Below are 23,798 nucleotides of genomic sequence, written 5' to 3'. Positions count from 1 at the left end.
CTGAGAGCTATGATCCAGTTTTTATAAAATCAAATATTAAGTGTAAATTATAATCATCCATACTGTATTTGATGAGCCCTGCAAAAAAAAATCACCCCACCCAATCCGGCTCTCAGAAAACTTCTTCTGAGAAATCTGATCCAAAAAATACAAAGTCTGTCGATGCTATTAAAAATATCAACGGGCTAGGCATTTGGAAATTAAATATCCAAACCGGAGAAAATGATTGGTCTGAGGAATTTTTCAAGATTTGCGGACTCAATCCGAAAAATACAATTCCCAGCACAGAACTAAGATGGTCCATTATTCATCCTGAGGACCGAGAAGAAGCAAAACAAGCTTTTGAAAATTCAATTACCACAGGAAATCCCTACAAGCTAGAAAAGCGGATTACCCTACCAAATGGGGATATCAAACACATTGAATCCGAAGGTAGGGTTAGTTTTGACGAACATGGTAAGCCTCTTTACTTGATTGGCACCTATAAGGATATCACTGATTTAAAGCTGAATGAAAATCAATTAATCCAAACCACAGACGAATTAGATAGCATCCTCGAGAATTCGATTGATTTGATTTTTATTTTCGACAAAGATGGAGTGATATCCAAAATTTCTAAAAGTGTGGAAGAAACTTTGGGCTATTCCAAAGAAGAAATCATTGGAAGGGAGTATACGGAATTTGTATATCCTGCTGATTTACAAAAAACAAGGGAAGCAAGTGATCAAATCCGAGATGGGGTTAAGATAAAAAATTTCAAAAACCGATATTTGAATTCAGATGGAAAACTGATTCATTTTAATTGGTCTGCATCCCTGAAAAAGGGCACTGATGATGTTTTGGCAATTGCCCGAGACATCACCGAATTGGAAGAAATAAAAAAATCCAGGAAGCAGGATAATTTTCGAATTCAAACTATTCTCAATACTTCTCCTGACTTAATCTGGAGTTTAGACCGTAACTTTAAATTAGTCAGTGCTAACACTGCATTTAAACAAATCATCCAAGAGAGTATAAACTGGGAGATCAAGGAAGGAGACAATCTTCTTTCAATTGAGAAATTTGGTCCAGATTACGTCCAAACCTGGAAAAGCCATTACGACAAAGCACTTTTTGGAAAAAAAATCAAAGTTGAAGATGTCGTAAAAACTAAAGATTCGAAAACTCCATGTATTTACGAAACCAAAATCAACCCGATCAAAATCAAGGGAGAGTTGGTAGGTTTAGCCTGTTTTTCTAGAAATATCACTGAAAAGCGAAATGCTGCCGAAAAAATCAAACAGCTAAACAAACGTCTCTTGAAAGGACAGGAAATGTCCAAATTAGGATACTGGGAAAGCAACCTGGATACCAATAAAGTATTTTGGTCGGATCAAATGTACAAAATCTGGGAAGTGAAAAAATCGGACGGCGATCTCGATTTTGATTTTTTCTTTGAAAGCATTCACCCGGAAGATAAGAAGAACTTCCTTTATCATAGAAATAGGGCAATTACCAAAGAGAAAAGTTTAGATGTAGTTTACCGCATCATCACCCCGAAGGGTCATATAAAATTCATTCACGAATTAGGAGAACTCATCGAGGATGATAAAAATGGAGAACAGATATTTAGAGGAACAGCTCAAGAAATAACCAAGGAAAAAGAAACTGAAATCAAACTGAAAGATAGAAACTTTTTCATTGAATCCACTCTGGATAATATTCCTTTGGGCATCGCTGTCAACAAGATCAGTGATGGGGAAGCCACCTATATGAACAAGGCTTTTGAGGAAGTGTATGGCTGGTTAAAAGAGGAAATAATCAGCGTGGAATCCTTTTTCCAAAAGGTTTACCCGAATCCTGAATATAGAGAGTGGATGCAAAACCGGATCATGGAGGACATCCAAAGTGGTGATCCTGAAAGAATGACCTGGAGGGGAATAATTATCACCACCCAGGATGGTCAGGAGAAAATAGTCAATGCCAAAAACATCCCTGTTCCTGATTTGAATTTGATGATCTCTACTGTCATGGATGATACAGAAAGATACTGGGCAGAGCAAGCTTTAAAAATCAGTAATGATAGATTCAAACTTGTATCTGAAGCCGTTTCTGATGCTATTTGGGATTGGGATCTAGAAAAAAGTACCATTTTCTGGGGTAGAGGGTATCACAGACTTTTTGGATATCCAGAATCCCAAAATCAAGTGGGTGAAAGCGCTTGGCTGGAAAGTATTCATCCAGAGGATTACGAAGACATTTGGCATAGTATTCAAGAGGCGAGAAAAAATCCTGACCAAAAATTCTGGTCCGGTGAATATAGATTCAAACGGTTCGATGGATCCTATGCCTATGTGAATGAAAAATCCATCATCATCAGAAACACCAAAGGAGTTCCGGTTAGAATGGTTGGGGCTTTACAAGATATCACCAAAGAAAAGGAACGTGAAAATCATCTGAAATTATTGGAATCAGTAGTCACTAATACCACAGATGCAATTCTTCTCACCAATGCTGACCCAGATGAAGAAGGGTACAAAATTATTTACGCAAATAAATCGTTCGAAAATATGACAGGATATTCCCAGAATGAAATCTTGGGAAAAACACCTAAAATTCTCCAAGGAATAGATACAGATTTGGAGAAAATGAAAAGATTTGGAAAAGAACTTAGAAAATGGAAAAGTTCTTCTGTGGAAATAATAAATTATAAAAAAGACGGTACTCCATTCTGGGTAAATATTATTGTAGTTCCTGTTGCTGATGAAACCGGGTGGTACACCCACTGGATCGGGATTCAAAGAGATATTACAGAAAAAAAGAAAAGAGAACAGGAGCTCGAATTAATGAATGAGCGATTCAAAATGGTTTCGGAAGCTACCAATGATACCATTTGGGACTGGGATGTAAAAAAAGGATATCATTTCTGGGGTGAAGGTTTTTCCAAACTATTTGGAGTAGACCTTAGCAAAAAGAAAAATGATGTGGAAGAATGGGAAAAACGAATCCATCCAGAAGATCGCGAAAAAGTACTGGCTCATCTCCAATCAATTTTGGAAAAGCCGGATCAAAAAGACTTTCAGATCGAATACAGGTTTCAGAAAAATGAAACTGAATATGCCTACGTCTTAGACTCTGGAAAGATAGTGAGAGATGAAGACGGCGAGCCATCCAGATTAGTTGGTGCGGTGCAGGATATCAGTGCTCAAAAGGATTATGAAAACTCGCTTAAACAATTAAATAAAACCTTAGAAAAGGCCAATAAAGAGCTGGAACTTTCAAATCAAGAATTGGAGCAATTTGCTTATGTAGCTTCCCACGATCTTCAAGAGCCTTTGAGGATGATCTCCAGCTTTTTGGGATTGATCGAAAAAAGATATGACACAGTACTAGACGAAAAAGGAAAAAAATACATTCGTTTTGCCGTAGAGGGAGCTAAGAGGATGAGACAAATCATCTTAGATCTATTAGAGTTCTCCAAACTGGATAACTTTCAAGAATCCAAAATATGGATTGAATCATCAGAAATCCTGAATATTTCTAAGCTTTTCCTTAAAAAAACTATACAGAAAAAGGATCCAATCTTCCATATTTCTCCATTACCCAAGGTATTTGGACATAAAAGCACACTCGTTCAGCTTTTCCAAAACCTTATTTCCAACGCTATCAAATACCAACCAGAAGGACAAAAGCCTGAGATTTGGATTTCAGCAAAAGAGAAAAAGTCCGAGTGGGAGTTTGCTTTCAAAGACAATGGGATAGGAATTGAAAAAGACTATCTGGAAAAAATATTTATCATTTTTCAAAGATTGCATGTTCAAGAAAGCTATTCTGGGACAGGAATAGGGCTAGCAATCAGTAAAAAAATTGTCGATCTGCATGGGGGTAAAATATGGGTGAATTCTACCCCTTCTAAAGGTTCGACTTTCTATTTCACAATTCAAAAACCCAGCGAATGATCAAATGGATTAGAAGTATTTTCTTCAAATCTCCTACTTTAACAGGACTCTTTGTATTTCTTTTATCCTTCGGAGCAGGATTATATCTTACTCTGAAGGAGTATGAGCTTAAACTCATTGAAGAAAAGGAGGACATTGAAAATGTTGCTGAATTACTGGAAGATAGAATCGATAAAATCATATCCTCTGCAAATTCAGCTGTAAATATTCTTGCCTATTTAGTAAGGACAGATCGATTGGATCAAAACTTCCGGGAAGTTGGCCGGAGCATTATCGACAATATTGACATCATTGATCAAATTCAAGTCTTAGATTCAGGGAAAATCGTAGCAACCTACCCGTTGGTCGGAAATGAAATGGTCATTGGATTTGATATCCTCAAAGATCCCAATAGACGTGATGAAGCTATTTTAGCAATCGAGCAAAGAGAACTCTATTTTGCGGGCCCCTTTGACCTCAAGCAGGGTGGCAAAGGAATAGTAGGTAGACTTCCACTTTATAGAAATGGAGTTTTTGACGGATTTACTGCCATTATTATTGACTGGTACAAATTTCAGGATGAAGTCCTATTTGGCTATTTACCCAGTTCAGAATATGCAATTGACATTTTGAAAACAGATCCAATAAAAAAAGATGTTTATTCATTACTCGAAACTGATTTTTCCAAATCTGACGGTCCGACAAAAGAATTACATATCCCTAGTGGTAACTGGATTATTAAAGTTCAGCTGATCAATAGCAATGCATTTATATCAATTATTCCTAATACGCTTTTTAGGTTTATATCTTCAATCCTTCTGGGGTTTTTAATATTTAAGCTTGCAGAACAACCTTACAAACTCATTAAGCAGGTAGAAGAAACTACTAAAGAATTGCTTCTCAGTAATCAGCGTTTTGAACTAGCAACCAAAGCAACTTCTGAAATTATCTGGGATTGGGACATGGAGAAGGACTACACCTTTAGGAGCAATAATTTCGAAAAATTATTGGGATATAATCAAGAGGAGTCACTTTTAAATGATAAATTCTGGAAATCTATTATTCACCCCGATGATCTAAATGAGGTTGAACACAATCTAAAAAATGCTTTGGAAGGCTCTTCTGAAAAATGGTCCCAGGAATTTAGAGTAAAAAAATCTGATGGAAAATACCTTTTTATAATCGATAAAGGACTGATTATTAGAAATAAAAAAGGCAAAGCAATAAGGATGATTGGTTCTACGCAGGACATTACTGCCAGAAAAATAGCTGAAACAGAACTTGCAGACCAAAGACAAAGACTTAGTAATGTGATAGAAGGAACAGGAGCCGGAACCTGGGAATGGAATGTACAGACAGGAGAGACTGTTTACAATGAAACTTGGGCAAACATCATCGGATATACACTAGAAGAACTAGCCCCATTAAGTATTCAGACATGGATAGACTACACACACCCCGTTGATCTCGAGCAATCGAATCAAGAGCTGGAAAAATGTTTTAAGGGTGAAACCGCATCCTATGAGGCAGAGTGCAGAATGAAGCATAAAGACGGAAGATGGATTTGGGTTTTGGATAGAGGAAAGATTTTCTCCTGGACCAAGGATGGAAAACCCCTGATGATGTTTGGTACTCACGTGGATATCACTGATAAAAAACTACGAGAGGAGGAAATCAAAAGAACTAATCTTCAGCTACAATCTGCCAACGAAGAATTAAAATCATTTGCTTCGGTGGCTTCGCATGATATGAAGGAGCCTCTTCGAATGATTAGCTCCTTTCTTCAGCTTCTAGAAAAAAAGTATGAAAATGTATTAGACGAAAAAGGAATTCAATATATCCGATTTGCAGTAGATGGTTCTAAGAGGCTAAGCCAACTGATTGACGATATGATGGAATATGCTCAAATCGGTTTTGACCCTTCCAAGCTCAGCAAAGTAGATTTAAATTCTGTGGTTGGGGAAGTTATCCAGTTAAAACAAAAAGTGATTGAAGAACATAATGCCTTACTGGAAGTAGGCTCACTTCCCGATATTTTAGGAATTCGAAGCCCTATCAAAAGCGTTTTTATCAATCTCATTTCGAATGCTTTGAAATATCAGAAGAAGAACGTTCAACCTGTTGTTAAAATATATTCTACGAAAGAAGGATCCGATTACAGAATTACTGTAGAAGACAACGGAATCGGCATTGATAAAGAGTATTATCAAAAGATTTTCAATATTTTTAAAAGACTTCATACAAAAGATGAATTTCCCGGAACGGGAATCGGTCTGGCTATTTGCAAAAAGGTGATTTCACAGCATGGTGGAAAAATCTGGCTTGATTCTGAACCTGGAAAAGGCAGTAAATTTCATTTATTATTGAGAGCATATGACGATCAGACCTATTAACATCATGCTAGTTGAGGATAACGAAGGTGATATAATCCTCATCCAAGATGCACTGGAAGAAGCCAAAATTCTGAACAACATGACTCTTGCGAGAGATGGTGCTGAGGCCATTGAAAAACTGGAAAAAATAGTGATTGAGAATCCAAATAATTTACCTGATTTAATCTTATTGGACATCAATCTTCCCAAGAAAAACGGACATGAAGTCTTGGAAGTATTAAAAGGAGATTCGCGATTAAAACAAGTTCCAATAATCGTCTTGACCACTTCTTCTTCGGAATTAGATATTTTCAAAGCATACGATTTACATGCAAATTGCTACATAATCAAACCCGTTGAAATCAGTGAATTTCTCAGAGTAGTCAGTAAAATTGAAGATTTCTGGCTAAGCGTAGTAAAGCTTCCAAAAACCAGCGCGTAATGAAAAAGGATGAAAAACCCTACCATATTTTAGTTATTGAAGATAATCTCGGAGACTTCGTTATTTTAGAGGAGTACTTGTCAGAGTCAATCCTACATCTTGAAGCGACTCATGCTGAAAATTTCAAAGAAGCAGTAGAGTTACTTGAAAAAGATGATCAAGTTTACGATTTGGTATTCCTGGACCTATCCCTTCCTGATAAATCAGGAGAGGAATTGGTAAAGGAAATTACAAGCAGAGCTGAGGAAATTCCGGTTGTCGTTTTAACAGGTTTTGCAGACCTGGAATTCGGAAGCCGATCTCTTGCTTTAGGAGCTTCTGATTATTTAATCAAAGATGACCTCTCTCCTGCAGTACTTTACAAAAGCTTGATCTATAATATTCAGCGGGTAAATTTTATCTCTGAATTAAAAGACTCCAAGAAAAAGTATGCAGATCTTTTCCAGTTAAACCCCTCTCCTATTCTGGTCTATGACTTTGAAACTCTCAAAATTTTAGATGTCAATGAGGCATCTGTTCAAAAGTATGGATACAGCAGAGAAGAATTCTTAAATATGGATTTAAAAGATCTTCGACCTAAAGAAGATGAAGCCATTTTAATTTCTGCTGTCGAAGAATTTTGGAAAAAGAATGGAAAAAACTACAAGAAAATATCCAGACACCTCAAAAAAAATGGGGAGCTCATGGATATTGAAAGAAGTCCAGCTAAAATAAAAATCAATAATAAGGATGCTGGAATGGTCTTAATCAACGATATCACAGAAAATCTTAAGTATATCCATAAAATAGAAGAGCAAAATCAAACCTTTAAGGAGATCGCATGGATTCAGTCGCATGTGGTCAGAGCACCTTTGGCTAGATTGATGGGACTTGTTAATCTTTTGGAAAGTTCGGATGATAACCTAAATGAGGACAATCAGAAATTAATAGAATATATCAAACTTTCGGCTGAAGAATTAGATGCAATCATTAGAGACATTAGCAAAAAGTCAGAAGGAATTTATAATGAATCCTAAGCCTATGAATAAGGAACTTATTATAATCGACGATGACGATATTTTATTGGTGATTCTTAAAAAAATGTTCTTAAAAATCAATCCAAATCTAAAAATATCCACCTTTATCAAAGGTAGCGACGCTTTGACTTTTTTTAAAAATTCAACCTTCAATCAGCCTCCTACCATACTGGTAGATCTACATCTCAAAGATTTGAAAGACTGGGACTTTTTGGACAAAATGGAAAATGATGAAAGGTTCCGTTCCAAAGTTTTTATAATCACCTCTTCTGTAAACTCCGAGAATCCAAGTAAATCTAAGAGGTATAAAAACGTAGCCGGTTTTTTTGAAAAACCTTTAACTTTTGACATAATCCAAAAAATCAATCAGTTAATCGTGGAATCTAATCCTAACTGAAAACAACCTGAGAATGAAAGAGCAACAAGTCCTGATTACCGGAGGAGCAAGTGGGATAGGCTTAGCAATGGTTCAAAAATTTGCTACAGAAGGTGCTCGGGTCTATTTCATTGATACAAACTCTACAGAAGGTCAAAAGACAGAAGCTATAGAAAGAGAAAAAGGACATCAGGTTACCTTCTGGCATGTAGACATTACCTCTTTGGATCAAATCAATCAAAAAATCCAAACCCTTTCAGGGAAACTTCATGCCCTCATAAATAATGCAGGCATATCCCATATTGGAAAACTGGACAGCACAAGTGAGGAAGATTTTGACCGGATAGTTCAGGTCAATGTGAAGGGAATGTTTTTGGTCACTAAAGCAGCTTTGCCAAAACTCATATCAGAAGGAGGAGGAGCCATCCTCAACCTTTGTTCTGTGGCAGCTACCATGGGGATTCCAGACCGTTTTGCCTACAGCATGAGCAAGGGTGCAGTTCTTTCCATGACCTTGAGTATTGCGCGGGACTATGTGGATCAGGGAATTCGCTGCAACTGCTTATCCCCTGGCAGAGTCCATACACCTTTCGTTGATGGTTTTTTGGCAAAGAATTATCCCGGAAAAGAAAAAGAAATGTTCGAAAAACTTGCCTCCACACAAGCTATAGGAAGGATGGGGAAACCAGAAGAAATCGCCTCCCTTGCCTATTTCCTTTGTAGCGAAGATTCTACGTTTATTACTGGTACAAACTTCACTATTGACGGAGGTTTTCAAAACCTGAAAATGTAAGCAATAAACCTGATCATAACCTAAACCTATTTGAATGAAACTTATCCGATTTGGAGAAAAGGGACAAGAAAAACCCGGAATCCAAAATTCAGAAGGAAAAAATCTAGACTGCAGCAGCTTTGGAGAGGACTGGAACGAGACCTTTTTGACCCATAATGGACTGGAAAGATTGAAAGTCTGGCTGGATGCCAATCAATCTAAGCTTCCTGAAATACCGGCTAACTCCAGATTAGCTTCTCCTATAGCCCGACCTTCCAAGATAATTTGTGTTGGCTTAAATTATAAAAAGCATGCTGCAGAAGCAGGAATGGCAGTACCAGAGGTGCCTATTTTATTTATGAAAGCCACTTCCTCCCTATCCGGACCTTATGACCCTATTTTTATACCAAGAAACTCCAAAAAAACCGACTGGGAAGTAGAACTAGCCGTAATCATCGGGAAAAGGGCAAAATACGTATCCTTTGAAAATGCCATGGATTACGTTGCCGGTTATTGCCTCCACAACGATGTAAGTGAACGGGATTTCCAACTCAATCATGGTGGGCAGTGGGTAAAAGGAAAAAGCGCAGACAACTTCGCCCCACTAGGGCCATTTTTGGCCACCAAAGAAGAAATACCGAATCCCCACCAATTGAGATTATGGCTCAAACTCAATGGGAAAATTCTTCAAGACAGCTCAACTTCAGATTTAATATTTGACATTCCAACCATAATATCTCATATCAGCCAGTACATGACCTTATTGCCTGGTGATGTGATTTCCACTGGTACTCCAGCGGGTGTGGGCATGGGACTCAAGCCTGAACCCAAATATTTGGAGCATGGTGATGTGGTAGAATTGGGAATAGAAGGCCTTGGAATCTCCAGACAAGTGGCCATCAATGATCCTGAAGCATGAGAATCGACTCCCATCAGCACTTTTGGGAGTATAAGCCCAAAGATTATGGCTGGATTGAAGACTCCATGAAGAGGATTCGCCGACATTTTTCACCAGGCGATTTAAAGCCATTGCTAGATGAATTTCATTTGGATGGCTGTGTTGCAGTTCAGGCTGTCGATTCCTATCGAGAAACAGATTATTTATTGGATTTAGCAGATCAAAATCCCTGGATTTTGGGAGTGATTGGCTGGGCAGATTTGACTTCGGAAGGCTTAGCTGAAAAGGTGGATGAATATGCCAATTTCACTAAGCTGAAAGGCTTTCGTGAAGTATTACAGGCAAAAGATCCTCGTTATATGCTTCAAGAGCAATTTATTCGAGGGTTACAGACCCTGCATTCCAAAGGATTTACTTATGACATTCTGGTATACCCCCAGCATCTTAAAGCCGTTTTGGAATTAGTTAAAAAATGCCCTAATCAAGCTTTTGTCATAGACCATCTTGCAAAACCCTTTATCCAAAAAGGAGAATGGAAAGATTGGCAAAAACACCTGACTCCCATAGCGGAAAGAGAACTGATTCATTGCAAAATCTCAGGAATGGTAACGGAAGCAGATTGGAAAAACTGGCATAAGGATCAGCTTTATCCTTATTTGGAGATTGCTTTGGAGCTATTCGGACCCCAAAGACTCATGTTTGGAAGTGATTGGCCGGTTTGTCTTCTTGCTGCAGAATATGAGCAAGTGCTAGGAGTAGTTGAAGAGTTTACAGACACGCTTTCCAAAGAAGAAAAACGTTGGATAATGGGGGATACGGCTGAAAAATTTTACAAATTAAGCTAGCCTAAATCTATTTACTATGAATCTCTCCCTCAATCAAAAAGTGATACTCATATCGGGCGGCGCCAAAGGAATAGGAGCTGCAATATCAAAAGGCCTAATTGAGGAAGGAGGAATACCTGTGATTATTGACCCTTCGGAAAAAGAAGCCCAAGAAATTATTGATCTGGCGAAAAACCAAGTTTTGTATCTTCCTATCAGGCTATCGCGAGCAGAGGATGCTTCTAAAGCTGTTATGGAAACTCTTCAGAAATTTGGAAGAATAGACGGTTTAGTTAATAATGCAGGGTCCAATGATGGAGTAGGTTTGGAAAATGGTAATCCGGAGGCATTTGAAAACTCAGTGTCCAAAAACTTATTCCACTATTACCATTTAGCGCATTATTCTCTGCCAGCTCTGAAGGAAAGTCAAGGCAGCATTGTAAATATTTCTTCCAAAACAGCAGTAACTGGTCAAGGAGGAACATCTGGATATGTCGCTGCCAAAGGAGCACAGTTGGCCCTGACCCGTGAGTGGGCAGCAGAACTTCTACCCTATCAGATCAGGGTTAATGCAGTGATCCCCGCAGAAGTATATACCCCGATGTATGAAAATTGGATCCAATCTTTTCCAAATCCAGAAGAAAAACTGGAAGAAATAAACCGAAAAATCCCCTTAGGTAAAAGAATGACTCACGCTGATGAAATTGCAGCGATGGTCCTATTTCTACTTTCTCCCAAATCTTCCCATATCACGGGCCAACACCTATTTGTGGATGGAGGCTATACTCATCTTGACCGGGCATTATGAAATCAGCTTCTCCTATAGTCCCTAAAAACCTTCTCATTCCCTTTGTTTTAATTACCTCTTTATTTGCCTTGTGGGGGTTTGCCAATGACATCACCAATCCCATGGTTGCGGCTTTTAAGCGAGTATTGGAACTGAATAATGTTCAGGCATCCTGGGTGCAAATGGCCTTTTATGGAGGTTATTTCACCATGGCTTTGCCGGCAGCCTTTTTTATTAAAAAATACTCTTATAAAACCGGAGTCTTGTTGGGTTTGGGCTTATATGCTTTTGGAGCTTTACTCTTTTACCCGGCAGCTGCTTGGGAAAGCTATGGATTCTTTTTAGCCTCCTTATATATTTTGACTTTTGGATTAGCATTTCTGGAAACAACAGCAAATCCCTACATTCTCTCCATGGGATCAGAAGCCACGGCCACCCAAAGACTCAACCTGGCGCAAGCATTTAATCCAATGGGTGCTTTGGCAGGTCTTTTCGTGGCAAAACAATTTATTCTGAATGCCTTACAATCCAATAACTTGGATGAAAACGGGAAATTAATTTACCCCACTTTGGAAGAAACTACCAAAGCACTGGTTAGAACCAATGACCTGATGGTCATAAGGAACCCTTATGTAATGCTAGGTTTGGTAGTTTTAGGGATTATGCTTCTTATAGCCTTGGTTAAAATGCCTGAGTCAAAGGATAGCAGGAAGATTAATTTCTGGCCGAGTATGCGAAGGCTTTTTTCTCATAAAAATTTCGTGGGAGGAACGATCGCTCAGATGTTTTATGTAGGTGCTCAAATTATGGTTTGGACCTATATCTACCAATATGCAGAAGCAATGGGAATTGAGAATGCGGATGCTGTGAATTACGGATATGCAGCATTAATTTTATTTTTGACAGGCAGATGGATTTGCACCTTCCTCTTTAGATATATTTCAGCAACCAGTCTTCTGCTTTCCTTTTCAGTTCTAGCCATATTTTTTACAGGAGGGGCAATTTTTCTTCCTGGAGAATTAGGGCTTTACAGTTTGGTAGGAATCAGTTTTGCCATGTCATTAATGTTTCCCACCATCTACGGAATCGCTTTGGAAGGATTGGGAGAAGACGCGAAGTTTGGAGCCGCATTTTTGGTGATGGCAATAGTAGGCGGGGCAATCATGCCTACTTTACAGGGAATAGTTTTGGACTGGGGAGGTGCAGGATATACTGATATACAAATCTTGGGAGTATCCGAAGTTCGATTCTCCTTTTTTCTGCCACTAATTTGCTTTGTGGTGGTCGGCCTTTTCGCCTACCAAGTCCAACGTAGAAAGAAGAACTTGGATGTTTTATAATTTGAAAAACTGATGAAAACTTTCCTCTTGATCTGTGACTTGAAAGATGAACCCGAAGCTATCGAGGCCTATGATAAATGCCATCAAGCTGTACCAGAACCAATTCTGGAAAGCATTCAAGAACCCGGAATTCTTGAAATTAGTATTTATCGCTGGAAAAACAGGCTCAGCATGACTTTAATAACCAAAGATGATTTCAGTTTTGAGGAAAAAGAACAAATGGATCTTTCCAATCCTGAAGTTCAAGAATGGGAAGCTTTTGTAGGGCAATATCAGCAAAATCTACCAGGTACTACTCCTCATTGGAAATGGGCTTTAGCAGAGCCTATCTTCAATTTTGCAGCAAAAAAAGACTAGAAAACCATGAAACTTCTTCTCTCAACCTTCATTCTATTTTCAATTGCAATTACAGTCTTTGCCCAAGATCAGATTTTACCTCTTTGGCCAGGACTTCCACCCCTCCAGAAAGAAAGTCAGCTTGAGGAAATTCAACAACAAAATGGGATTCTGAGAATTTCAAATGTGCAAATCCCAAGCATAGAAGTTTATCTTCCATCAAAGCAAATTGCCACAGGTCAGGCAGTAGTACTATTTCCTGGGGGAGGGTATGGAATTTTGGCTTATGATTGGGAGGGGACAGATTTTGCCAAGTGGCTGAATTCACAAGGAATCGCCGGCATAGTTGTCAAATATAGACTTCCGATTTCTTCTTCTTTGACCAATCCCAAGGAAGTTCCATTATTAGATGCTCAAAGAGCCATTAGACTGGTTCGGCACCATGCAGAATCCTGGAATATCAATCCGGAAAAAGTTGGCGTAATGGGTTTTTCTGCCGGGGGACACTTAGCATCCACCCTAAGTACTCAGTATTCAATTGAATTGGAAAGAGACAAGGATGCTTTAGACATGATTTCTGCAAGACCGGATTTCTCCATTTTAGTATACCCGGTCATTACCTTCCAGGATAAGTATACCCATGGGGGTTCCAGAAAAAACCTATTGGGAGAAAATGCCTCACAAGAACTCCTCGATCGCTTTTCCAACGAGAAAAATGTGAACTCCAAAACTCCGCCCACTTTTTTGGTTCATGCTCAAGATGATTTGGCTGTTCCCGTAGAAAACAGCCTCCTTTACTATCAGGCTCTAAGAGCCAATGAAGTTTCGGCCTCACTACATCTTTACCCAAGTGGCGGACATGGTTTTGCTTTTGGATTGGGGAAAGGGGCAGTAGAAAACTGGAGATTAGTACTTTTGGGTTGGATTAAAACTTTAAACTAATGCCGATTAAAGTAATTGCTTTTGATGCAGATGATACACTTTGGTTGAATGAACCATTTTTCAGAGAAGCAGAAGAAAAATTCGCTTCACTTCTAGAAGACTTTATGCCGGAGCATGCGATAATCAAGGAGCTCTACCGAACAGAAATTGAAAACCTCCAATTATATGGCTATGGAATAAAAGGCTTTATGCTTTCAATGATAGAAACGGCCATGAAAATTAGTGAGCATAAAATGCCGATTTCATTGATAGAAAAAGTGATCAAAATCGGTCGGGAAATGCTGGAAAAGCCAGTTGAACTCCTTCCTGGGGTTGAGGAGGTTTTGAGAAGTTTGAATGGGGATTACAGGATGGTATTAGCCACCAAAGGCGACCTTTTGGATCAAGAAAGGAAATTGAAAAAGTCAGGCCTGGAAAAATATTTTCATCACATAGAAATAATGAGTGAAAAGAAAGTGGCAGATTTTGAAAAGCTCATTCGCCACTTAGATGTTTCTCCTTCTGATTTTGTCATGCTAGGCAATAGCTTAAAATCTGATATACTACCCGTGCTAGAAATAGGCGGACATGCCATTCACATACCTTTTCATATAACCTGGGTTCATGAGCAAATAGACCATGAAATCAAACATGAAAGGTTCGCCGAAGTAGAAAATATTTCCTTAGCGGCTGATCTAATTCGGAAGATGTAATTCAGGAATTAACCAAATTAGTTGTATCTCCTTCACTTAAGCCAGTAGCATGAAGAGTAATGCCATGCTCCATCCAGGCTTTTAGGTTCGCCAACCAAAAAGTCCATCCACCGTAACACCCCACGAAAAGGTCCATTTTATGTTTATCGTCAGTAGGGATCTGTTTTTGAATTAAGGTGACTTCAGTTCCCCATTTGCTTTCTTTCAAATGAACATCAACGATGCCCCCAGGCCCAAAAGTAAAGGAGATGAGTTCTTTATTTTTTATATTCAATACCTCTCCTTCTTCTCGATGTGGCCAATTGTTCCACTTCCAAGAAAAAGTATCCCCTAGCTGAACAGTTTCAATGGGCTTTCTTCCAACTCCGTTGGAATCTTTGAATTCAGCTATTTCTAAAAACCAGGTTTCTAATAATCGTTTTTGAGTCCAAGCATCAAAAACCAATTGAGTAGGTTTTTGAATATGAATTCTACGGGTGAAAGAGGTCCAATCAATAGATTTTTCCATGGAGCCGATTTAAACTTTAACAAGGCGATCATTTAATTTACACATTATCAGCATAATGGGCAACAGCGTATTAAAATTCATTAAACCCTTTGCCTTCCATAATCTTTACAACTGAGCTTTGGATTCTTCTCATCCTAGTACCAGATTGCTTCGCCTGATTGAAATAAATCAAATATCCTCTCTGTCTTCCAGGAGTTAAAGATTCGAAGGCTTTTTTGAAAAGGCTATCGTTTTTAAAATACGCTAAAAGTTCTTCGGGAAGCTTGGGCTTAGTGCCTGTAGAAAGAATTTTGATTCCTGATTTTTCTATCTCCATTGCCTCATGGATGTAGTGGATAATTAATTCTCTGTTTTCTCTGATTGAATCTGCATGATCAAATTTCCATAGCTTTCCAATACGACTATTAGGTCCAGCAAACTCTAAAACATTTGCTGGGTCTTTCATAAGAGACCCTTTTAAAAAAGACAAAAAAATACAATCCTTAAATGCTGAGAGGATTACTACATTTTTCCCTTTCAAGGTATAGCAAGGCTGCGACCATTTGAGCTCTTCGACCAATTCTGTTGTGGGGATATAGCTACGAAGGAGCAATAATTCTTCTTGCCAAGTGTGAACCTTACAATGAGGAGTTTGGAATAAGGAGCATCGGCCACAACCACTGGAAAAATATTCTGAGATTTTTTTATCCATCCTTAAGGTAGTTTTCACTTCAATGTAGTTTTCACTTCAATTTTAGATTTTATTTTTTCATTTCAAATTTAGGGACAGCCCAAAATCGATTTAAAGGCATATTATCCGACAGCAAACGACTGCTATCGGATACTATCGACTGCCTCCCGACTAATTTTTGACCTATTACTGAACTTTGGCTCATCAAGTTTTCCTCTGGCGAAAACGATACATGTCAAATTTTAACTAACAAAAACTATGAACACGCTAAGAAACAAAGTTCAGCTAATCGGCCGTCTAGGCGACAAAATTGAAGTGAAGACTTTAGAGTCTGGAAAAAAAGTGGGTAAGATCAATCTTGCCACCAATGAGACGTACCGCAATCAGCAAGGTGAGAAAGTAACTGAAACCACCTGGCATAATCTTGTGATTTGGGGCAAGCAAGTAGAAATCCTGGAAAAGTACACCGAAAAGGGTTCTGAGCTTGCTGTAGAGGGAAAAATCTCCAACCGAGATTATACTGACAAAGACGGAAACAAGCGATATATCACAGAAATCGTAGTACACGACTTTCTGCTTTTGGGCTCTCCAAAAGGCAAGGAAAAGGCAACGGTAGTGCAAGGTGAGGATGATTTACCTTTTTAAAAGTTAATTGGGGCTGTCTCTTAATTAGGTTTAATGTCAGTCTGAAAGGCAACCTGGCGTCATGCAAGGAGCTGAAGGCCGTTACTATCCTTTTAGCCTAAATTTCAATCCCATAAGGTTGTCAGGACGCTCAATGTGACAAAATCACTTTGGATACAGCCCCTTAATTACAATATATTTTTTATGGATATCCGCTTTCTTACCAGTATTGACAAAATACGTCTCATTGTCTGCTAAAAGGATCAGAATCCAAAAGCTTCGCTTGCCTGCCGTGACTGGGCCTTCGGTCGCCTATACTGAGCGAAGTCGAAGTATCCAATCAGTCAAGCAAAGAAAATAAGGCAACTGGCATGATTGCGGATAATCAGATATTTTTTATTGAAATGTCGGAATCAATGAATCTTATGTTGGACTCTTAAATTCAAAGACAGGGGAAGAATTAATAATACGCTTAAAATAAGACGAAAGATTTTCTTTCTAAAAACGAAAAACCCCCGGAACATTGTCCCGGAGGTTTTTTCAAAAAAAACCACCAACCTTAAATCAATCATGCTTTCACCTTACGCAGCTTCATATTCAACTTATCTGCCAGCAAGTACATGACTGGTACGATCACTAACGTAAGGAAGGTCGCAAAGGTTAGCCCGAAAATCACTGTCCAAGCCATTGGACCCCAGAAATCTGCATTGTCTCCTCCTACATAAAACTGAGGGTCAAAAGAACTCAATAATGTGCCAAAATTGATGTTCAATCCTATAGCCAAAGGTATCAACCCCAATACTGTTGTTATAGCTGTTAGAAGTACAGGGCGAAGACGTGTCTTACCCGATTCTACAATACTTCCTACCAATTCTTCATAGGATAAGTATTCTCCATCTTTAACCCCTAACTTCTCTCTCTTTCTATCTCTGACAAGATTGGTATAGTCTATTAGTACAATAGCATTGTTTACTACTACACCTGCCAATGAAATAATCCCAATTCCAGTCATAATCACTACGAAATCCATATTGAAGATGACTAGACCTAAGAATACCCCAATAGTACTTAAGACTACTGAAGCCATGATAATGAATGGAGTGGTTACTGAGTTAAATTGCGCAACGATGATCAAGAAAATCAAGGAAACTGCTATGGCCAAGGCTCGCATCAAGAATGCTTGTGACTTAGCTTGCTCTTCCTGTTCCCCCGTAAACTTCACCTGAATCCCGTCTGGAATTTCATAGGTAGACATCAAATTCTTGATCTGCGTATTGATTTCAGTTGGGTTATAGCCCTCCAAGACGTTGGAAAACATCGTGATGACTTTTTCCAGATCTTTTCTTTTCACAGAACCATAGGTAGAACCATATTTTACATCTGCAACAGAGGCTATTGGGACTTCTTTTTTCTCTCCAAATTTATCCCGGAAACCAATCTTCTTATTGACAAGCGTATTGATATCATATCTGTACTCGTCCATCATCCTCAACTGAATAGGATAATCATCCTCTCCCTCCTTGTATTTGGATACTTCCAATCCAAAAAGTGAGGTTCTCAATTCTGTAGCAATATTTGAAGTAGAGAGTCCAAATCTCCTTGCCTTTTCTCTATCAATATTCAGCACTACCTCTGGACTTCCCAGTGAAAGATCCGTCTTCAATTCCTCCAAACCTGCAACATTTTGCTTATCCAGATATTCCTTTGTCCTGTTTACAAAAGCAATTAATTGCTCATAATCTTCACCTATGAATTCAATATTGACAGCCTTTCCAACCGGCGGGCCATTTCTTTGCTTATCTACTGTAATTTGGACACCCGGATATTTTTCAACCATATCCCGGATATCTTCCATTGCTTTATTGGTATTTACACCCTGTCTATCGATGTAATCTACAAAACCAATGGTTATTTTTGCTTTATGTGGCGTTGCTTGATTGCTTGGTCCTTCTGTTGGATCTCCTGTTCCTTCACCAACTTGAGTAATAACTGATTCGATGATTCCTTGGTAAGGTTCCAAAGTAACCATCACCTCGTCTTCCATTTTATCCACAAACTCATTTGTTGCTTCGATATCAGTTCCAATAGGGAACTCCACAAAAACATTGACCAATTGTGGTTGATTATCAGGGAAGAAAAGGATTTTTGGTGCTCTGATACCTAATAAGGCGACTGAAAGAACTAAAAGAAGAACTGTTCCACCAAAGAAGAAATATGGCCTTTTACCATGCAAAGCATAATCCAATACTTTTTCATAGAAATTTTCAAGGTTAACCAAGAAAACGGTCTGGAACCATCGAATAGCCTTTCGCAATGCAAAGACATTAAACAAGGTCAACACACAGGCAACCAGCATCAAAGATCCAAAAGCCGTCCATCCTAATAGGTATAGGAGTGTAGAGAAAATCAGAAAGCTTCCTGCTACAATGATTGACTTTTGCTTAGGTTTATCCTTAGATACATCCTCCACTTTCATGTAAAGGGAAGTCAATACAGGATTAATCACCAATGCCACAAACAAGGAAGAAGACAATACAATTATCAATGTAATTGGCAAGTACTTCATAAACTCGCCTACGATGTCGTCCCAGAAAGCCAATGGAAGGAATGCTGCTAATGTAGTAGCGGTAGATGTAATGATTGGCCATGCCACCTCTCCTACTCCCTGTTTCGCAGCCTCGGATGCACTGAGCCCTTCTGACATCAATCGGTAAATATTTTCAACAACCACAATTCCATTATCAACCAACATACCTAATGCGAGGATGAGGGAAAATAACACCATCAAATTCAGTGTGATTCCAAAGGCATTTAGTACCAGAAAGGAAATGAACATGGATAGTGGAATGGCAATACCCACAAACAAGGCATTTCTAAACCCTAGGAAAAACATCAATACCAAAACTACCAGGATTACTCCGAAAATAATGGAGTTTTCCAAATCACTTACCTGTAATCTCGTCTGCTTAGACTGATCGTTGGTAATGGTTATTTCCAGATCAGAAGGAAAACGATTTGCCTTGGTCTTATCAATAATAGCTTTGATCTTATCAGCAGCAATTAGTAGGTTTTCCCCTGACCTTTTGGTTACATTGATTGTTACAACCGGAAGGTTTTTGCTTCTGGCATAAGAACTTCTTTCCTTGTAGGTATCTTTGACCTCAGCTACATCTCTCAGATACACAATCTTTTGATTGTCTGTCTTGACTATGATGTCCAAGAGCTCCATAGGATCCGAAAACTCCCCATCCACTCTCAAAGAGCGGGTATAGTCACCGGCTCGGATATTACCCCCGGAAATGGTCACATTTTCAGATTGTACTGCTCCGGAAATATCACTGAAATTCACTCCAGTCGCCTCCATTTTATAAGGATTGACATTGATCTGAATTTCCCGCTCTACTGTTCCTGCTAGGTCTGCCTTGGAAATTTCAGCAAGTTTTTCAATTTCATCCTCCAAATACTCACCAAACTTCTTCAACTCTGACTCCGAATAGTCTCCTGAGATATTCACATTCATGATCGGGAAATCCGAGGTATTTATCTCTAGAACATTCGGATCCTGATCCAAATCAGTCGGCAATTCACTTTTTGACTTATCAACAGCATCCTTAACATCCTGAATAGCTTTGGATATCTCTACGCCGGGATTAAACTCAATGACTATGGAAGAGAAATCCTGAACAGATGTGGATTTGATATCCTTGACATCATTCAGAGATTTCAATTCTTTTTCAATGGGTCTCGTGATGAGATTTTCCATATCTACTGGTGAATTACCTGGATAAGGAGTTCCTACATAAACTGTAGGAATCACAATTTCAGGAAAACTCTCCTTAGGCATTGTTCTATATGCACTCAAACCGAGCACGGTGATAATCAAGGTTAATATTACCACCGAGGTAGAGTTATCTACACTCAGACTGGACAGTCCAAACTCCCGAATAATTTTAGATTTTGGTTGCTCAGCCATAATTATAATTGCGAAATATTTACTTTAAAATTATCTCCTACCTCTCTGAATCCTTTATCCACCAAGGTTTCGTTACCTTCTAGACCTTCCAGGATTTCAGTTTCATTGTTAAATGTTCTACCTCTTTTGATATATCGTTTTTTGGCAAGTTCACCATCTACTATATAGATATAATCTCCTTTGCTATCACTAAGTATGAGGTAGCTTGGAACTATTACGCTTGATGGGTTTTGGTAATCTTGAATCTTTAAAACTGTGATCATATTTGGCTTCACCTGTGGAATGTTAGGTAAAAACACCTCTACTTTAAACGTCCTGTTATTTGGATTAATAATAGCACCCACAGAACTTACTTTGGTTTTCAGTTCTTTGCCAATGGATGGAAATGACACATCCACACTATCTCCTTTGGTCAAAACTCCAACATAAGATTCTGAAATATCAGCCTCAATAAAAAGATCACTTTCGCCGACAAACTGAAACATAGGAGTTCCAGGCTGCACCAGTTCTCCCAATCTAATCTGTACTGATTCCACTGTGCCATTAAACGGTGCTACCACCATGGATTTATTCAATTGGGTTTTTAGGGAGGCTAAACTTCTTTCCAATCCTTCCTTTCTATTTTTTGCTTCTAGAAACTGTACTTCTGTACCGATCTCCTGCTCCCAAAGTCTTTTTTGTTTTTCAAAAAGAGTTTTTGCCAAATCTAGATTTGTTTCCAACTCTTCAATGTTCCTTTGAATAGACTCAGCATCAATTCTAGCCAAAACCTGTCCTTTGGTCATTCTCATACCTTCAATTGCCGGAACTTCTAAAACTCTACCTCCTGTCTCGGCACTGATAATGACATTTTTCTTAGACAATACTGATCCTGTCACTTCTACAAAATGCTCAAATCCCGCTTTCTTAGCCTGAGCTGTAGTGATCAAAATAGATTTCTGATTTTGCTTGGCATATTCCGGATCCAGGCTGGCAATTTCCGCTTCCAATTCCAAGATGGAGGCTTGGATTTCGGACGCCTCAGTCCTTAATTTATCTAACTCAGCTTTTTTTGCTTCTATAGATTCATCTGAAGCGCAGCCTATCGCAAAAAGGACCACAAGAGTTAGGGGTAATAACTTACTGATTGATTTCATGATTGATATGATAATTATCTCCCTGATAAGGATGGTAGTAGTTTTTATTGGTTTGTTGATAAAATACCCAAGGCTTTTTCCAAATCGACTTTGGCAACCAAGCCGTCATATAGGGCAGTTAAGTAATTGATTTCAGCCTCAATTAGCGCAGCATCTGCTTCCACTACTTCAAGGTTGGAACCCACACCTTCATTGTATTTGATTTTGGATATATCGTAGACCTCCCGTGCCAATTCCAGATTCTCACGTTGGATTTCGAGTATATTTAAGTCATTTTTCAAATTGGTTTTGGCAGTGTAGACTTCGTTTTTAATGCTTTCTTGTAAAAAAGATTTCTGATTCTCCAACTGCATCATTTGCAATCTGTTTTTTTGAATTCTTGCGCTTTTGGAAAGCCCGTCAAAAATTGGGACTTTCATGGAAACTCCTAGTAAAGAACTCCCAAACCAATTTTGCTTGTCAAAAACTGTATTGAAGGTATTACCGGCCCCTGCCCTCTGCGCATTGGCAATAAAATCAATCGTAGGCATGTATTGAGATTGATTGTTTTTCAGGTCGAGTTGCACCAACTCCAAATTGGTCTGAAGCTGACTCACTTCTACTCTTTCCATTCCCTCTTCCTGAAGCAAGGCATTGATTTCTTCGATAGGATTCAGTTGGGACAATGATTCTCCCAATTCTAAATCGTATTCCATCGGAAGCCCCATCTGAAGTTTGAGAATTTGTTCACTTATCTCAAGCGCAGTAAGACTTCGTTCTAATTGAGTAGCAGTATTATTTCGCTGAACCTGAATTCTGGAAACATCAATTTTTTCTGCAAAACCAGCTTCGTTCAAAGCTCTAGTCTCAGTAAGAAGTGTGTCGATTCTTGCCAGATTTGCTCTGGAAAGCCTGATTCTTTCTTCATTTACCAAAACTCCGAAATAAGCTTTCTTCACAGATTCAATCACGTCTACTTTGGTTTTAACCAAATCCAGATCCGTCAATTGCTTGTAAGTTTTGGCAGCTCTCAATCCCACAAAGAAAGAACCATCGAAAATCATCTGAGTCAAATTGGCCCCCAAATTAGATTGATAACTGACCCCAAATCGAGCTGGAATCACGTCACCTGGCACATTAGGATCACCGAAAGGAGGTTCATTTGGAAGAAAAACAACAGGAATCGCAGGATTATAATTTATGTCAAAATTACCGTTGACCTGTGGTAAACCTGTCGCAGTAGTTTCTTTGACTGTAGCCTTGGATATCATTGTCTCCAGCTTAGCATTCTTCACATTGACATTATTCTCCAGAGAATAGCTCACAGCTTCTTCAAGGGTAAGCCTAACTACTTCCTGCCCATGCATAGTCAGTACTGGCATGCTGAGACATAAAATAATGAGTAAATATTTTTTCATCACTGAGTTAATTAGCTGAGTTTTGCTTGTTGTTCTTGGTAAGCTTCACGCCCTTTTTCTGTAAAAATTCCGTGAAGGAAATGATCCATCATTTGCATTTGTTCCTCTACCAAATTGTAATTTTCATTATTAAAATTGGAAGGCTCCATAGCAGAGGTTATTTGATTCACCCTGAGTCGGGCTAAAATATGAGCATCTATTTCACTCCTAAAATACCCAAGCTGCTTACCTCTTTCCAAAATATTGACAAAATCTGTCATAATAACTTGCTCCTTATGCTGTTCAAAGACCTTCCAAGCTTCCGGAAAATACTTTTGAACTTCCATAATCGCCAAAGGGTTAATATTGGTCAACCGCTCCCTCATCATCTTCGAAATTTTCACTAAATGCTCGATGACATCAGTTCCAGAATCTTTTAGAAAAGCCATTTTCTCTTGATCCCTTTCCAGCATAGCTGAAAATGTAGCGTTCACCAACTCCTTCTTGTCCTTGAATTCCTGATAGAGCGTTTTCTTAGATATACCCATCATTCGGGCAATATCATCCATGGTGGTATTGCGTACCCCATACCTGGAAAATTGCTCAATCGCTACATCCAATATTTTTTCTCTCGTCTCCACTTACTTGAAATTTGAATCAAAACTACGGAAACTTTCAATATGTTCAAAGTTTCCAAAGTTTTTTATAAAATATTATTTTGTGTTCATATTGATACACTATTAAAAAGTATTCGATTTACTACAATATCATCTATTTTTAATAGTTTATTTTGCATT

Annotated in this window: 20 protein-coding genes; 14 read left to right on the top strand and 6 right to left on the bottom strand. The window is 38.6% G+C overall.

Annotated features, from left to right (window positions below):
* Window positions 1-71 precede the first annotated feature (71 nt).
* The 13 genes from FL972_RS17335 to FL972_RS17275 are packed head-to-tail and all read left to right on the top strand — an operon-like array spanning window position 72 to window position 14,714.
* Window positions 72-3,938, top strand: a complete 3,867-nt coding sequence (locus FL972_RS17335) for a PAS domain S-box protein (RefSeq protein WP_144607257.1) — start codon at window positions 72-74, stop codon at window positions 3,936-3,938.
* A complete protein-coding gene (locus tag FL972_RS17330) occupies window positions 3,935-6,310 on the top strand; it encodes a PAS domain-containing protein (protein ID WP_144607256.1) in 2,376 nt (791 codons plus the stop codon). Before FL972_RS17335 ends, FL972_RS17330 begins: the two co-directional genes overlap by 4 nt.
* 4 nt (window positions 6,311-6,314) lie before the next feature.
* Window positions 6,315-6,731: a response regulator gene (locus tag FL972_RS17325; protein ID WP_250161380.1), complete on the top strand. Its 417-nt coding sequence runs from the start codon at window positions 6,315-6,317 to the stop codon at window positions 6,729-6,731.
* Window positions 6,731-7,747: a response regulator gene (locus FL972_RS17320; protein ID WP_144607255.1), complete on the top strand. Its 1,017-nt coding sequence runs from the start codon at window positions 6,731-6,733 to the stop codon at window positions 7,745-7,747. The genes FL972_RS17325 and FL972_RS17320 overlap by 1 nt, the downstream gene beginning before the upstream one ends.
* Window positions 7,748-7,751: 4 nt before the next feature.
* Window positions 7,752-8,144, top strand: a complete 393-nt coding sequence (locus tag FL972_RS17315; protein WP_186300144.1) for a response regulator — start codon at window positions 7,752-7,754, stop codon at window positions 8,142-8,144.
* Window positions 8,145-8,157: 13 nt separating this feature from the next.
* A complete protein-coding gene (locus FL972_RS17310; protein WP_144607253.1) occupies window positions 8,158-8,916 on the top strand; it encodes an SDR family NAD(P)-dependent oxidoreductase in 759 nt (252 codons plus the stop codon).
* Window positions 8,917-8,950: 34 nt separating this feature from the next.
* The gene (locus FL972_RS17305) at window positions 8,951-9,814 is read left to right on the top strand and encodes a fumarylacetoacetate hydrolase family protein (protein WP_144607252.1); all 864 of its coding nucleotides are present in this window, start codon (window positions 8,951-8,953) and stop codon (window positions 9,812-9,814) included.
* Entirely contained in the window at window positions 9,811-10,638 is an 828-nt protein-coding gene (locus FL972_RS17300; RefSeq protein WP_144607251.1) for an amidohydrolase family protein, read from the top strand. Before FL972_RS17305 ends, FL972_RS17300 begins: the two co-directional genes overlap by 4 nt.
* Before the next feature lie 16 nt (window positions 10,639-10,654).
* Entirely contained in the window at window positions 10,655-11,425 is a 771-nt protein-coding gene (locus tag FL972_RS17295) for an L-fucose dehydrogenase (protein ID WP_144607250.1), read from the top strand.
* Entirely contained in the window at window positions 11,422-12,744 is a 1,323-nt protein-coding gene (gene fucP, locus FL972_RS17290; RefSeq protein ID WP_144607249.1) for an L-fucose:H+ symporter permease, read from the top strand. Before FL972_RS17295 ends, fucP begins: the two co-directional genes overlap by 4 nt.
* Before the next feature lie 12 nt (window positions 12,745-12,756).
* Window positions 12,757-13,101, top strand: a complete 345-nt coding sequence (locus FL972_RS17285) for an L-rhamnose mutarotase (protein ID WP_144607248.1) — start codon at window positions 12,757-12,759, stop codon at window positions 13,099-13,101.
* Between the two features lie 6 nt (window positions 13,102-13,107).
* The gene (locus tag FL972_RS17280; protein WP_144607247.1) at window positions 13,108-14,022 is read left to right on the top strand and encodes an alpha/beta hydrolase; all 915 of its coding nucleotides are present in this window, start codon (window positions 13,108-13,110) and stop codon (window positions 14,020-14,022) included.
* Window positions 14,022-14,714, top strand: coding sequence for an HAD family hydrolase (locus FL972_RS17275; RefSeq protein ID WP_144607246.1), 693 nt, complete (start codon window positions 14,022-14,024; stop codon window positions 14,712-14,714). Before FL972_RS17280 ends, FL972_RS17275 begins: the two co-directional genes overlap by 1 nt.
* Window position 14,715: 1 nt before the next feature.
* Here FL972_RS17275 and FL972_RS17270 read toward each other — a convergent pair whose 3' ends face one another.
* A complete protein-coding gene (locus tag FL972_RS17270) occupies window positions 14,716-15,222 on the bottom strand; it encodes an SRPBCC family protein (protein ID WP_144607245.1) in 507 nt (168 codons plus the stop codon).
* A 70-nt stretch (window positions 15,223-15,292) separates the two neighbouring features.
* On the bottom strand, window positions 15,293-15,931 hold the full coding sequence (locus tag FL972_RS17265; RefSeq protein ID WP_222116050.1) for a YdeI/OmpD-associated family protein: 639 nt from the start codon (window positions 15,929-15,931) through the stop codon (window positions 15,293-15,295).
* A gap of 219 nt (window positions 15,932-16,150) precedes the next feature.
* On the opposite strand from FL972_RS17265, the gene FL972_RS17260 reads away from it, so the two are divergent.
* Window positions 16,151-16,537, top strand: coding sequence for a single-stranded DNA-binding protein (locus tag FL972_RS17260; RefSeq protein WP_144607243.1), 387 nt, complete (start codon window positions 16,151-16,153; stop codon window positions 16,535-16,537).
* A 547-nt stretch (window positions 16,538-17,084) separates the two neighbouring features.
* On the opposite strand, the gene FL972_RS17255 is transcribed toward FL972_RS17260, so the two are convergent.
* The 4 genes from FL972_RS17255 to FL972_RS17240 are packed head-to-tail and all read right to left on the bottom strand — an operon-like array spanning window position 17,085 to window position 23,642.
* Entirely contained in the window at window positions 17,085-20,489 is a 3,405-nt protein-coding gene (locus FL972_RS17255) for an efflux RND transporter permease subunit (RefSeq protein ID WP_144607242.1), read from the bottom strand.
* Between the two features lie 2 nt (window positions 20,490-20,491).
* Window positions 20,492-21,625 (bottom strand): efflux RND transporter periplasmic adaptor subunit, encoded by a 1,134-nt coding sequence (locus FL972_RS17250; protein WP_091654632.1) that lies wholly within the window; start codon window positions 21,623-21,625, stop codon window positions 20,492-20,494.
* Window positions 21,626-21,669: 44 nt separating this feature from the next.
* Window positions 21,670-23,022: a TolC family protein gene (locus FL972_RS17245; protein WP_144607241.1), complete on the bottom strand. Its 1,353-nt coding sequence runs from the start codon at window positions 23,020-23,022 to the stop codon at window positions 21,670-21,672.
* Between the two features lie 11 nt (window positions 23,023-23,033).
* Window positions 23,034-23,642: a TetR/AcrR family transcriptional regulator gene (locus FL972_RS17240; RefSeq protein ID WP_144607240.1), complete on the bottom strand. Its 609-nt coding sequence runs from the start codon at window positions 23,640-23,642 to the stop codon at window positions 23,034-23,036.
* Window positions 23,643-23,798 lie beyond the last annotated feature (156 nt).

It is taken from the genome of Algoriphagus algorifonticola, from assembly GCF_007655305.1.
GTDB lineage: Bacteria > Bacteroidota > Bacteroidia > Cytophagales > Cyclobacteriaceae > Algoriphagus > Algoriphagus algorifonticola.
Note: the sequence above shows the minus strand (reverse complement) of the source record. Positions and strands in the feature narration are given on the sequence as shown.

Coding starts and splice junctions, on each gene's coding strand:
- fucP (WP_144607249.1), top strand. CDS start 11,422: ATGAAATCAGCTTCTCCTATAGTCCCTAAAAACCTTCTCATTCCCTTT.
- FL972_RS17300 (WP_144607251.1), top strand. CDS start 9,811: ATGAGAATCGACTCCCATCAGCACTTTTGGGAGTATAAGCCCAAAGAT.
- FL972_RS17310 (WP_144607253.1), top strand. CDS start 8,158: ATGAAAGAGCAACAAGTCCTGATTACCGGAGGAGCAAGTGGGATAGGC.
- FL972_RS17325 (WP_250161380.1), top strand. CDS start 6,315: ATGCTAGTTGAGGATAACGAAGGTGATATAATCCTCATCCAAGATGCA.
- FL972_RS17330 (WP_144607256.1), top strand. CDS start 3,935: ATGATCAAATGGATTAGAAGTATTTTCTTCAAATCTCCTACTTTAACA.
- FL972_RS17280 (WP_144607247.1), top strand. CDS start 13,108: ATGAAACTTCTTCTCTCAACCTTCATTCTATTTTCAATTGCAATTACA.
- FL972_RS17320 (WP_144607255.1), top strand. CDS start 6,731: ATGAAAAAGGATGAAAAACCCTACCATATTTTAGTTATTGAAGATAAT.
- FL972_RS17250 (WP_091654632.1), bottom strand. CDS start 21,625: ATGAAATCAATCAGTAAGTTATTACCCCTAACTCTTGTGGTCCTTTTT.
- FL972_RS17295 (WP_144607250.1), top strand. CDS start 10,655: ATGAATCTCTCCCTCAATCAAAAAGTGATACTCATATCGGGCGGCGCC.
- FL972_RS17245 (WP_144607241.1), bottom strand. CDS start 23,022: ATGAAAAAATATTTACTCATTATTTTATGTCTCAGCATGCCAGTACTG.
- FL972_RS17270 (WP_144607245.1), bottom strand. CDS start 15,222: ATGGAAAAATCTATTGATTGGACCTCTTTCACCCGTAGAATTCATATT.
- FL972_RS17255 (WP_144607242.1), bottom strand. CDS start 20,489: ATGGCTGAGCAACCAAAATCTAAAATTATTCGGGAGTTTGGACTGTCC.
- FL972_RS17315 (WP_186300144.1), top strand. CDS start 7,752: ATGAATAAGGAACTTATTATAATCGACGATGACGATATTTTATTGGTG.
- FL972_RS17260 (WP_144607243.1), top strand. CDS start 16,151: ATGAACACGCTAAGAAACAAAGTTCAGCTAATCGGCCGTCTAGGCGAC.
- FL972_RS17275 (WP_144607246.1), top strand. CDS start 14,022: ATGCCGATTAAAGTAATTGCTTTTGATGCAGATGATACACTTTGGTTG.
- FL972_RS17305 (WP_144607252.1), top strand. CDS start 8,951: ATGAAACTTATCCGATTTGGAGAAAAGGGACAAGAAAAACCCGGAATC.
- FL972_RS17335 (WP_144607257.1), top strand. CDS start 72: ATGAGCCCTGCAAAAAAAAATCACCCCACCCAATCCGGCTCTCAGAAA.
- FL972_RS17285 (WP_144607248.1), top strand. CDS start 12,757: ATGAAAACTTTCCTCTTGATCTGTGACTTGAAAGATGAACCCGAAGCT.